The following is a 13,399-nucleotide window of genomic DNA, read 5'->3' on the forward strand; positions in this document are numbered from 1 at the left end:
GGTAGGGATTACCAGTCGGTATTGTCGACTTTTATCTCTAAATCTAGATTACTCCCGATAGAAAGATCAGCGTGATCATCACCTCTCGTTAATGTGAGCTCTCCGGCTTGACCGTCGATCAATGTATTAATCACCACCTCTTGTTGGCCATTCGTTGTGACAATACTTAAGCTCTCAATATCGATTTGCTGATCAATATGACTATCGCCATCCGCATCAATTCCAATGGTTAATGTTCCTTCTTGCTCACCATTACTCGTGGTTTGCCAAGAAATGGATACCTGACCATCTTTAATAAGTTGCGTTAAGTCTTCAACAAATTCCAAGGTGTCTTGTGAGCTACCTTGATTATCGAAGTCAACAATCACATCGGTTTCAGCGGCATCACCGTTAGCGGATGATGGTATATCATCCAATGACCATTGGAACTTATCACTACCAGTCCCTCCGATAAGGGTATCTTCACCTCGCCCACCAATGAGGGTGTCATCTCCACCTTGACCATAGAGGATATCGTCACCGTCTCCACCTTTGAGGACATCATCGCCTCCGCGAGTATCACCATCGACATTAAACAACGCGTGGTTGTCTTTAATGTACTGATACAGCTCGATATCAGAAGGCGCTGCGCCATTTTTCATTTCAAGGAATGTAGTCAACGCGTCCACGCCCGATCCATCTGGTAGCGACTCAGGCCGTGTCAGACCATTTTCATCCCAAGGTAGATTGTCAGTGTTAATGGTATCGCCAAAGAGAATATCGTCTCCAGCATTACCGATTACCTCATCATCGCCAACAGGGAGTACATTGATCTCTCTGGCGCCTTCATCAAGTGCCGCACTCAGATCATCGGCTGTATTAACGATCTCAACATCTCCAGTTGGTGCACTCACACTTCCCCACTGGTCACTCCACGTTCCCGAACCAGTTACATTCGTGTTATCAAAGAACCTGAGAATATCTGCATTCACTCCACTCCCAATGCCGATAGCTCGAACAGTAGAGTTCTCAGCAAGTGACTCATATGCCCTAATCGAAGCCTTTAATTCAAAGGACTCTGTCGTAGTTCCTGAGTAATTACTACTATTCGAAAGCGTCGGATTACCGTCGGTTAGGAAGAATGACAAATTCTCACTATTTGTGTCCGAGTGAGTGTTAAACCATGAAGAAGCTTGGTCAAAGGCAGCTTCATAGTTAGTTCCTCCGCCAGATTGAAGAGAATCTATAACACGATCAACGTACCAACTTTTCTGCCACTCACTCAGCTGAGTGAAGTTATCGATGTTGATTTTTAAACTTGCTGAGGAGTCAAAGTCTACCAATGCCAGATTGATCGTGCCCGGATGTTCAGAAATATTCTCCAACATCGACTTCAACGACGTTTTCAACACATCAAGTCTCGATGCAGAACTTCCCGACTCTAATGCATACCCCATACTGCCGGATGTATCGACAATCAACGCAATATTGTAGTTTGTTGGCTCGGTTGAGTTAACTTCCACCCCACCAATATCACCAAGCAACACATCATCGCCTGAGCCGCCCTCAACCGTGTTATCACCATTAGGATTATTAGGTGGAATCACTGCGATCCCTGGTTGCGTGGTGGCATACTCAGGTAAATCGACAGGATTGCCGTTTTCATCAACTTCTGTCGCACCAACAGTCACGGATAAATCAGGCGCACTTCCTTCAGGCAACTCAAGCGTGACAGAGAAACCAGCATCTGAGCCTGGGTTAGGCTGCAGTGCATCAATCGGCACTTGCCAATCACCTGAATCAAGCTGCTCTCCCCCTGAAACACTGCCGCCTTCCGGGATTCCCGATATAATCACTGATGTGATTTGTTCAGAGCCGTCGCTATCGTTTAGTGAAACATCCACATCTAGCTGTACAATGTCCGCAACTTTGGTCAATTCACCATCGTCAACGACATACTTACCATCCGCAAAATAGACAGTTTCGATACTGTATAGATCATGATTAGCATTTTGCGTGTGGTCATCTTGGTAAACCAAGCGAACCGCATCGCTAAAACCGCGAAAAGTCTCTATTTGATAATCGTCACGGTTTCCTTGGAGATAGACAGTGTCATCACCACCTCCTCCATAATAAGCTGTTGAGGCAGCACTCGCATTGCGTGATACAAAGACATCATCACCATCATTTCCACGCAGCGCATATGAACCATCGCCAGTACCGCCAACAATAAGATCATCGCCATTGCCCGTATTTACATCAACAGCACCTGAGCTACTATCACCAACGCTAACTATTTGATCATAATGGTCAGATGACTCACCATTATGCTGTTCTGCGTAATCGATAATCTCATTTGCCGAGTGGTTATCGTCTGAATACGACAACGAAGCAGAGACGGACAAACCATTCGAGATCGGCAACACAAACAGTGGGATACTCTCTGTAGTAGTTGCCGTATCATTATTCCCCTCTTCTGTACTGGTTGCCGTTACTTTAAGATTGACCTCACCTTCATACTGCTCAGGCATCGAGATAGAAAGATTAGACAAGTCCCACCCTTTGATAGAGATAGAGCCATTTTCGACAATCACTTCCTGATTACCATCGGACAATGTCGATCCCGCAGGAATATCATCTAACGTGAGCGTCAGCTTCTCAGAGCCATCTTGATCCACTAGGCTGGCATTAATAACAGGTAACTTAATCGGCTCACCCGCCTGCCCTTCTCCTGGCTCGTTAAGGGTGTAATAACCCCCGTCTCCATCACCGTGATACCCCTTAACACCTAAGCCACCGTCTTCTAATGCTTCGGCATTTGGTGCGAGATTAAAATTACTTGCATTTAGGTCAATAGCCGAGCCATTACCTACGGCGACTTCAATATCATAGCCACCAGGACCATTCTGGTTATGGGTATAAATGTCTAACGAATAGTAGCCACTTTCTGATGGCGTAAATTCGCCGCTGAATCGGCCGCTTCCGCTTACGCCACCTGGAGAGGTTCCTTGACTGCCATATCGCCCCTCGGCAATCACTTCGCCACCAATGACGATTGCAGCACTATCATCTGCATACCCGCCAAAGCTGTAGCTTTTACCTGCCTCTAGATAGATTAACCCTGAAGTCACCATGGCCTGACCACCGCCTAAACCTGAGCCGGTATCAACGGCGACGTCTTCGGTTGTCGATGTAGCATCTGCGTCCCCGGCACTGTTCACCGCCCTTATCAGAGCTTCAGAGTCAACTCCCTGGCCATCGCCATTAGGCGTACCAACATCAACTGAAGCCCACGTTGAGACATTAAGGTTGGTGGATACAAAGTCCAGCTCAAGTGTACCAAGTGATAACTCAGGTGCATCGGCCACAGGCGTCACACTGATGTCGAGTGTCGCTTGCGCGGTATCACCATATTCATCTTGAACGACGTAGGTAATATTCGGTATCTCACCACTCCAATGCTCTTCTGGCGTGAAGGTATACTTACCATTTGTGCCAATCGTAATTTCACCGACATCAGCGACCGTGACTGACTCACCAGCAGCGTGGGTTTGACCGTTAATGGTGAAGGTAGTGACGGTGAGGTCACCCTCTTCATCTGAATCATTGGTAAGCACATTGCCACTCTGTGTAGTGTCTTCTATATCCGAAACGATATCGTCTCTTGCAATTGGCGCGTCGTTTTGTGCCGCATACGTTGGCGTTGCGCTGTCAGAAGCGGTCGCATTGTCGCTATCGGTCGCCGTTAGGCTCACCGCTGGCAAGGTCTCGCCCGCATTGATCGCGTCTACACCCGCTTGCGTCAACACCACGTCGGTGCCATCTATCGCGTAGTAACCGTCATCATTGCTGCCTGGCGTGAAGTCCACGCTTGGCGTGCCGTCTTCTTCGTCACTGGCGCTGAAGGTGGCCACGACGGTGTCGGTGTCGGCGTCGTTTTCATTGAACTGAGCCGCCGCCGTCACCTCGATCACTGGGCCGACAAAATGAACAGACGTCGCGGTACTCTCTACCGTATTGCCCGCGTCATCTGTCGAGCTCACGATCACCTCGAACTCGGTGTCCGCGGCCAGATCGGCACCCGCCACATCCACTGTCCAGTTGCCACTGCCATCCACGGTGGTGGTGTACTCGGTACCATTGATGGTCATGGTCACCACATCGCCTTCGCTGATGTCGCCACCTTTCGCCGTACCGGTCACCGCGATGGTTTGTCCGCTTTCGGCTTTGTTAATCACGTCATCGGCTGTGATGTTATCTACGCTGACCGTGCCAGCTTCTGCGCTGGTATCAATTGTTGCACTATCACTGCCCGGTGCGGAGGTGTTACCGGAGGTGTCGGTAATGGTGGCGTCTACGGTGAGGGTTTCACCGTCCACGGGAGTATCAGGGAGGGTTACGACGACAGAGCCGTCGGTAATATTGTCGTCAGTCAGGGTGAAGGTTTGTCCATTCACCGTTAGCACATCGCCTGGGTTGGCGTTGGTGCCCGTTAGATCGATAGATACACGAATACCATCGCCAATTTCTTGGCTGCTAATTACACCATCATTATTTGCATCGTTGAGGATGGTTACACCTGGCGCGTTAGGCGCCGTCGTATCTACCAAGCGCCCAAAGCTATCTTCTTGGTTAGTGCCAATCGCGCCTGCGTTATTAGCAATCGAGTCTGAGTCAAATCCTGAGCTTGCGATGGTCTCGCTTCCATCACGCGCAACATTGACATAGCTCCACGAGCCACTTCCGGTCGCATCTTGCCCCGCAGCCGTTGCCTGATCTTCCTGAATGGTGATCTCGCCTTCACCGTCAAGAATTTGCTGTTGAATGTCTGCGATTTCGTCTTGAACGTCTTGCGGCAATGCGTCGAAGAGGGAGTCAGGTGATTCGCTCTGCGGTTCAATCATAAGCTGTGTCCCGTCACTCAAGGTGATAACGGTGTCACTGCTATCCGGCAAGCCAAGCTGGGTACCCGATGGGAGCGTGCCCCCTTCGGTGAGTGTGACCAGTTCACCATTGACTAAAACACGACCACTGCCTTGGATTGTATCGATTGTAACGTTGCGAGAGAGCGAGATTGATTTCATAGTACGAGACTCTTTAACCGGGAAAAGTGTGAGACGCATTCAAAATATCTATTACCTCAGATTATCTAAGCATATAGATATAGATGAAAGTGATTTTAACTAGAAATGTGCGACCCATACGGCTCAAAAATGAGACAAAGTAGAAAGGAAAGCGTTGTTCTCAAAGAGGCAATGATTCTGTGTTTATATCAAGTATATAGCGTAAATAACGTGCTACTAATTACTTCTTATTTTTACATCGATGTCTCACGTGCCTTGACGATAAAGTCATCAATGTAATCATCCCGTTTTTCTTCTCGCATCCCAAGATGAATTGCCTTGTGAATACCTTGTTCGCCCATACGAAGAATATGAAGGTTGAGTCGCTGTTGGTATTCTTGCGCCAGCCATTTGGGCAAAGCCGCAATCCCTCGCCCTGCGGCAACCATTTGCAGCATGATATCTGTGGTTTCAATCGTTTTGTGTTTGCGTGGTGCACAGTGCGCCGGCGCCAAAAACTGGGTAAAGACATCTAAACGCGATTGATCAACTGGGTAGGTGATCAGGACGTCTTGCGTCACTTGATGGGGTTCAACGTAGTCAAACGCTGCCAGCGCGCTTTGGCGATGAGTAACCAGCACGAGTTCATAGTCGAAGACAGATACGTATTCTATACCTGGCTTGAGCAAAGGATCGGGCGTTACGAGTACATCAATCTCATGGCCAAACAATGCGCCCAAACCACCAAATTGGAACTTTTGTTTAACGTCAACATCCACATCCGGCCATTGATGCAAGAAAGGCTCAACCACCTTAAGCAACCACTGATAACAAGGGTGACACTCCATGCCAATGCGCAGTGTGCCACGCTGGCCTTGTGCAAATTGTTTGAGTTGCTGTTCAGCGTGCTCGAACTGAGGGAGCATACGCTCAGACAGCGTAAGCAAGTACTCACCCGCACGCGTAAAGTGAAGCTGCCGCCCCGACTTTTGCCACAAGCGAATCCCGAGCTGGCTTTCCAGTTTTTTCATTGCATGACTAATCGCGGATTGAGTGAGGTATAGCGTCTCTGCGGCTGCGGTAAGCGACCCTTGCTCTTTGATGGCACGCAGAATATGAAGGTGGTGACGTTCTAACATGTCTTTTCCATGACCAAAATTCATTGATTGATGAAATAATGCCATTTTAGTTCATAACGAGAAAGCCCTATGCTGATTTCAATCGAAAAGGAGGACGTATAGATGGCTAAAACTCATAATCTCGGCTTTCCACGTATCGGCGCACAGCGCGAACTTAAATTTGCACTCGAGCGTTACTGGCGTGGCGAATCATCACAACAAGACTTAACCGATCTTGCGAAAGATCTGCGCCGCAATCACTGGCAACAACAAAGTGAACTCGACATCGCTCCCGTTGGCGACTTTTCATTTTACGATCATGTACTCGACACCAGCTTTTTAGTCGGCAATGTGCCTGAGCGTGTTGCCTCGCACCAAGACAACGACCTTGATGACTACTTCCGCGTGGCTCGCGGTCGCTCAGCAAACGATAGTGCTTGCCAGTGCGTGCACGCCGGTGAGATGACTAAGTGGTTTGACACTAACTATCACTACATCGTGCCAGAATTTACCGCGCAAACAACGTTTAGTCTTCATGCTGAAAATCTATTGACGCAAATAGAAGAAGCCAAACAAGCTGGTGTTCAGGCCAAACCGGTTTTAGTCGGTCCCGTCACGTATCTGTGGCTAGGTAAGGAAAAAGATGCCTCTAACAAGCTGGATCTGCTCGATAAGCTCTTGCCCGTGTATCAAACGTTACTGAGCAAACTGGCAGAAAAAGGCATTGAGTGGGTCCAAATCGATGAGCCGATCTTGGTCACGGAGCTCGCGTCTGAATGGCAGACGGCGCTAAAAACCGCGTATCGTGCATTAAGCCAAACTAAGGTCAAGTTATTGCTGGCGAGCTACTTCGGCGAGCAAGCTGAAAATCGTCCATTAGCGCAATCATTGCCCGTTGACGGCTGGCACTTGGATGCTATTCGTGGCCGAAGGGATGTGGATGCATACCGTGAAGCGCTTAGCGATCAACACGTTCTGTCTCTGGGTGTGATTAATGGTCGTAATGTTTGGAAAACTAACCTTGATGATACGTTAGAGTGGCTCGAACCGATTCATCAATCTTTGGGGGATCGCCTCTGGCTCGCACCTTCTTGCTCTTTGCTGCACGTGCCGGTCGATTTGGCGAGCGAACAAAAGCTCGATCCTGAGGTAAAAAACTGGCTTGCCTTTGCCCATCAAAAACTCGAGGAGCTGGATGTACTCGCTCGCGCCCTTAATCACGGCCGTCAGACCGTTCAGTCAGCGCTGGACAATAATCGTGAAGCAATCGAAAGCCGTCAGCAATCACCGCGCGTACACAACCCTAAGGTGCAAGCCGCATTGGCAGCAATCACACCGCAGTTAGGAACACGGCAACGTCCATTTGCCGAACGTATTCGCGTGCAACACGAGCAGCTTAAACTGCCGCGCTTCCCGACCACCACCATAGGGTCATTTCCACAAACCAGTGCCATTCGCCAAACACGCTTGCAATACAAGAAGGGCGATATTGATGCCGCCACTTATCAAGACATTATGCGCAAAGAGATCGCCCATGCGGTGGAAAAGCAAGAAGCGTTAGGGCTCGATGTCTTGGTTCACGGTGAAGCTGAACGTAACGATATGGTGGAGTACTTTGGCGAACAGCTGGATGGATATGTGTTCAGTCAGTTTGGCTGGGTACAATCGTATGGTTCTCGCTGTGTGAAGCCGCCGATTTTGTTTGGGGATATTGAACGCCCGAAAGCGATGACCGTGGAATGGACCCAGTACGCTCAGTCTCTGACTGATAAGCCGCTGAAAGGCATGCTCACTGGACCGGTCACCATTCTTAATTGGTCATTTGTGCGTGATGATCAGCCACGATCTCAGACCTGTAACCAACTGGCACTGGCGATCCGCCAAGAGGTGCAAGATCTTGAGAAAGCCGGCACTAAAATCATTCAAATAGATGAAGCGGCACTCCGTGAAGGGTTACCTCTGCGCCGCAGTGAGTGGCAACACTACCTCGATTGGGCCATCAACGCGTTTAAAATTGCCGCCAATGGCGTGAGTGACGAGACGCAAATCCATACCCATATGTGTTATTCCGAGTTTAACGATATCATCGCATCGATTGCTGACATGGACGCCGACGTGATCACCATTGAAACCTCACGCTCGGATATGGAACTGTTGGATGCATTTGATCATTTTGACTATCCCAATGATATTGGTCCTGGTGTGTATGACATTCACTCGCCAAACATTCCCAGTCAGGCACAAATTATTGCGTTAATGAAAAAGGCTGCCGCTCGTATTCCGGAAGAAAGATTGTGGGTAAACCCAGATTGCGGCCTAAAAACCCGCCAATGGGATGAGGTGATACCGGCATTAGAAAATATGGTTGCAGCGGCGAAAGCACTTCGTCAGTGATACTGCGTCAGCAGCGCGCCGCTACCCGTATTGACTGAACCTTATAACGACAAAACGCGCCACGGATAACTCCGATGGCGCGTTTTTTATCGCAAAAGAAAAGGGAGCCTGAGCTCCCTTTTCTCCAGAATCTTAGCGACGGATGCCTAGACGCTTGATAACGTCCAAGTAACGGTCAACATTGTTCTTTTTCAGGTAGTCCAGCAGCTTACGACGACGTGAAACCATGCGTAGCAGGCCACGACGGCTGTGGTGGTCACCTTTGTGCTCAGCGAAGTGCGATTGCAGATCGTTGATAGATGCAGTCAACAGGGCGATTTGAACTTCTGGTGAACCAGTATCGTTCTCAGTTTTACCAAAATCAGCAACGATTTTAGCTTTTGCTTCTGCAGTCAGAGACATAATGCTCTCCTAATAAGAGTGTGTGATTATCATGCACTAGCCAATCTCTGATTCAGCCAGTGCCCGAAGGCGCGAATTCTACCCGTTTTAACTGGGTATCGCAATGTTATTGCCGACTATCACGCCAATTTCTTACTGTCGCTACCTTACCGCTTGAAAATGCGACAAGTTTATTCGCAGCACGCCCGTAAACGCTCACGCCAGCTGTACTTGGAAAGCGCATGTCTTAGCTAAGTGTGCCGCCAACGTGTAGCTAGGCGTTGTCACTGCTCGCGGTTTGCGGCTCAGGTTGACGGCTCGCGACCAAACGGCGCGGCGCAACCAGACCATCAGCATCAATCTCACCCACACCGATAAACTGACGCTCGTCGCCAGCCGTTAAACGCACATACCCTTCGGTCGGAGCGTTAGGCACTTGCACCGCTTGACCTTGTAGCGCATAACTTGCCACGACGGGCAGAAGGTTAATCTCGCGCAGATCTTGTACCGCCGTATCAAGTGGCAATAGCAAAGGATCGAGCAGTTGTTTTGGCTGGATCTCTTGCTCACGCGCTTGGTTAAGCAGACTTTCAAGCTGCTCTAAGGTCACCATGTTTCGTGCTGGATAGCCTGATACACCAATACGACGCAGCGCCGTGACATGTGCACCACAGCCGAGCATTTCACCTAAATCGTCAACAATGGTCCGGATGTAGGTGCCTTTTGAACAATGCACTTCCATCTCGATTTCATGACCTTCAAAACGCAGCAGCTCAATCTGATAGACCTTAATGGTGCGCGCTTCACGTGGTACTTCAATGCCTTGGCGCGCGTATTCATACAAAGGTTTCCCTTGGTATTTCAACGCCGAAAACATCGATGGGATCTGCTGGGTTTCCCCGCGGAATTTTGCAATACAACGCTCAAGCAAACCTAGGTTTACTTTGACGTCACGGGTTTCTACCACTTCACCATCTGCATCTGAAGTATTGGTACGCTCACCCAGTTTGGCGACCACTCGATAACGTTTATCGGAGTCGAGCAGAAACTGAGAGAACTTGGTTGCCTCACCCAAACAGATCGGCAGCATCCCAGTTGCAAGTGGATCCAGTGCTCCCGTGTGGCCAGCCTTCTCCGCAAAGAAGATACGTTTTACTTTTTGCAAAGCATCATTAGATGTCATGCCGGTTGGTTTATCGAGTAAGATAATCCCATCCACCGGACGACCTCGACGACGTTGACGACGCGCCATCAGTTACTCCTCACCTTTTTCATCATCACCGCGACGTTCATCGTCATCGCGTACTGCCTTGCTGACCAAGTTCGAGATACGCATCCCTTCAGTCAGTGACTCGTCAAACACGAAGGTCAGCTCAGGGGTCACACGCAAACGAATCGCTTTGCCAACCAATGAACGGATGTAGCCACTGGCTTCGTTCAGCGCCTTTAGGCTCTCGGTAGGGGCTTGCTCATCGACGGTTAAAAAGGTCACGAAGACTTTGGCATACGCCAGATCACGTGAAATTTGCACATCGGATACGGTGACCATTCCGATGCGAGGGTCTTTGATTTCGCGTTGTAGGATCAGTGCAATCTCTTTTTGCAGCTGATGCGCAACGCGATCAGTACGGCTAAAATCTTTACCCATAATCTTTTCTCTCAACAAAATGGGGGTAAGCGCATGCGCCTCCCCCCACGGTGTATCCAAACAACCTCGTTGTATTGTCGCGTTCAATTAGTCAATTGAACGTTGAATCTCAACGGTTTCATAAACTTCGATTTGGTCACCAACGCGAACATCATTGTAGTTCTTCACGCCAATACCACATTCGTAGCCTTTCTTCACTTCGTTCACATCATCTTTGAAGCGGCGTAGTGATTCCAACTCACCTTCGTAGATAACCACGTTTTCACGTAGGACACGAATTGGGTTGTTACGCTTAATCACACCTTCAGATACCTGACAACCAGCAATGGCGCCCAGTTTTGGTGATTTGAAGACATCACGCACTTCTGCCAAACCGATGATTTCTTGTTTGAATTCAGGCGCAAGCATACCGCTCATCGCTTGTTTCACTTCATCAATCATGGTGTAGATGACAGAGTAGTAACGCAGATCCAAGCTTTCCGCTTCAATGGTCTTACGCGCAGCGGCATCCGCACGCACGTTAAAGCCACAGATAATGGCGTTAGACGCGGCCGCAAGTACTGCGTCAGTTTCAGTGATACCACCAACACCAGAACCCACAACTTTCACTTTTACTTCGTCAGTTGAGAGCTTAACCAGTGCATCGTTGATCGCTTCCACTGAGCCTTGTACGTCAGCCTTAAGCACGATGTTCAGCTCAGCCACTTCACCTTCTTCCATGTTCGAGAACATGTTTTCCAGTTTGGCTTTTTGCTGACGCGCCAGCTTCACGTCACGGAACTTGCCTTGGCGATAGAGCGCTACTTCACGCGCTTTCTTCTCGTCACGCACAACTGTGGCTTCATCACCCGCAGCAGGCACGCCAGATAGGCCTAAAATTTCCACAGGAATCGAAGGTCCTGCTTCTTCTACTTCTTGGCCATTTTCATCACGCATCGCACGTACACGGCCATATTCCAGACCACACAGAACGATATCGCCTTTTTTGAGCGTACCTTCTTGAACCAATACGGTGGCAACTGGACCACGACCTTTGTCGAGGCGAGATTCCACCACAACGCCACGCGCCATACCATCTTTAACCGCTTTCAGTTCAAGAACTTCTGATTGCAGCAAGATAGCTTCTAGTAGCGCATCGATGTTTTGGCCTTGTTTCGCAGACACGTGAACAAACATGTTCTCGCCACCCCAGTCTTCTGGGATCACGTCATGCTGTGCCAGTTCGTTCTTCACGTTGTCAGGGTTAGCACCCTCTTTATCCATCTTGTTCACCGCCACGATAAGAGGCACACCGGCCGCTTTTGCGTGTTGGATCGCTTCGATGGTTTGTGGCATTACGCCGTCGTCGGCAGCAACCACCAAGACAACAATATCCGTTGCACCGGCACCACGTGCACGCATCGCGGTAAACGCCGCGTGTCCTGGGGTATCCAGGAATGTGATCATGCCATTGTCGGTTTGTACGTGGTACGCACCGATGTGCTGGGTAATACCGCCCGCTTCGCCCGTGGCAACGTGTGCCTTACGGATGTAGTCAAGCAGCGAGGTTTTACCATGGTCAACGTGACCCATGATGGTAACGACTGGCGCACGTGGCGCAACGGGTGCATCGTTGTCACGATCAGACAGTACCGCTTCTTCCAGCTCGTTTTCTTTACGCAAGATAACCTTGTGACCCATTTCCTCTGCAACAAGCTGTGCAGTCTCTTGGTCAATCACTTGGTTAATGGTCGCCATCGCGCCCATTTTCATCATGGTTTTAACGACTTCAGCGCCTTTTACCGCCATTTTGTTGGCCAACTCGGCAACGGTGATGGTTTCACCGATTTCAACTTCACGGTTTACTTTTTGCGCTGGCTTTTTAAAGCCGTGTTGCATCGAGGTTGGCTTAGCCATGCGGCCTTTGCCTTTCCCACCTTTGCCACGACGGCCACGAGGTGATTTATCCTCAGCTTGAGTCGCTTTTTTCTTTTTCTTACGTCGCGGTGCAGCACTTTCTTCGCGACGATCCGCTTCGTCTTCCGCTTCGCGGGCATACTGAGAGGTAACTGTATGGTGATCAGCTGCCTCCATGGTGGTTAGCGCTTGATCTTGCTCAGACCAGCGTTCTTGGTTTGCTTCTGCCATTTTGCGTGCCTCTTCTAACTGCCGCTGACTTTCTTCTTCAGCTTTACGCTTGGCTTCCTCTTCCTGGCGACGCTTAAGTTCATCAGCTTCTTTCTTCGCTTGCGCATCGGCAGCACGAGCCGCAGCAGTCTCCGCTGCGTCCTCTTCGGACTGCTCGTTTTGTGGTTGCGCTTGCGGTTTGGCTTCACGCTTAGCTTTCTCTTCGGCTTCGCGTTTGGCTTTCTCTTCAGCTTCGCGTTTGGCTTTTTCTTCAGCTTCACGCTTGGCTTTCGCTTCTGCTTCACGCTTCGCTTGCTCTTCAGCTTCTTGGCGCGCTTTCTCTTCGGCTTCACGTTTGGCACGTTCTTCCGCTTCTTGCGCAACCTTTTGCTCTTCAAGCTCGCTACGTTTCACATAGGTGCGTTTCTTACGCACCTCAACTTGGACATCTTTGTTCTTTCCGCCAGCTCCTGAGACGCTCAGCGTGCTGCGTTTTTTGCGCTGTAGCGTCAGACGCGTCGGAGCATTGCCGTTGTCGCCGTGCTCACGTTTGAGATGCGCCAACAAGGCTTGTTTTTCATCTTGGCTTACCTGATCGTCAGCTGACTTTTGCATACCAGCTTCTTTAAACTGCTTCAGCAGACGATCGACTGGCGTATCAATTTCCTTCGCCAGTGTATGTACTGTAACCTCTGACATTCTGCTCCTCC

At 49.6% G+C, this 13,399-nt stretch carries 7 protein-coding genes; 1 reads left to right on the forward strand and 6 read right to left on the reverse strand.

The genetic code is table 11. The features are described 5' to 3' along the window. Positions 1–8 precede the first annotated feature (8 nt). Positions 9–5,063 (reverse strand): Ig-like domain-containing protein, encoded by a 5,055-nt coding sequence (locus tag BZJ19_RS07090; RefSeq protein WP_162274214.1) that lies wholly within the window; start codon positions 5,061–5,063, stop codon positions 9–11. Between the two features lie 233 nt (positions 5,064–5,296). Next, on the reverse strand, positions 5,297–6,181 hold the full coding sequence (locus BZJ19_RS07095) for a LysR family transcriptional regulator (RefSeq protein WP_077675193.1): 885 nt from the start codon (positions 6,179–6,181) through the stop codon (positions 5,297–5,299). A 102-nt stretch (positions 6,182–6,283) separates the two neighbouring features. On the opposite strand from BZJ19_RS07095, the gene metE reads away from it, so the two are divergent. Next, positions 6,284–8,554 (forward strand): 5-methyltetrahydropteroyltriglutamate--homocysteine S-methyltransferase, encoded by a 2,271-nt coding sequence (gene metE, locus BZJ19_RS07100; protein WP_077675097.1) that lies wholly within the window; start codon positions 6,284–6,286, stop codon positions 8,552–8,554. A gap of 132 nt (positions 8,555–8,686) precedes the next feature. Here metE and rpsO read toward each other — a convergent pair whose 3' ends face one another. The 4 genes from rpsO to infB form a co-directional block, all read right to left on the reverse strand. Further along, complete coding sequence (gene rpsO, locus BZJ19_RS07105; RefSeq protein WP_069589916.1) at positions 8,687–8,956, reverse strand: 30S ribosomal protein S15; 270 nt, start codon at positions 8,954–8,956, stop codon at positions 8,687–8,689. A gap of 253 nt (positions 8,957–9,209) precedes the next feature. Further along, positions 9,210–10,187: a tRNA pseudouridine(55) synthase TruB gene (gene truB, locus BZJ19_RS07110; RefSeq protein WP_069589915.1), complete on the reverse strand. Its 978-nt coding sequence runs from the start codon at positions 10,185–10,187 to the stop codon at positions 9,210–9,212. Positions 10,188–10,190: 3 nt separating this feature from the next. Next, positions 10,191–10,583, reverse strand: coding sequence for a 30S ribosome-binding factor RbfA (gene rbfA, locus BZJ19_RS07115; RefSeq protein ID WP_069589913.1), 393 nt, complete (start codon positions 10,581–10,583; stop codon positions 10,191–10,193). An 87-nt stretch (positions 10,584–10,670) separates the two neighbouring features. Beyond that, positions 10,671–13,388 (reverse strand): translation initiation factor IF-2, encoded by a 2,718-nt coding sequence (gene infB / locus BZJ19_RS07120; RefSeq protein ID WP_069589912.1) that lies wholly within the window; start codon positions 13,386–13,388, stop codon positions 10,671–10,673. Positions 13,389–13,399 lie beyond the last annotated feature (11 nt).

This window comes from Salinivibrio proteolyticus, from assembly GCF_001996165.1.
Lineage (GTDB): Bacteria > Pseudomonadota > Gammaproteobacteria > Enterobacterales > Vibrionaceae > Salinivibrio > Salinivibrio proteolyticus.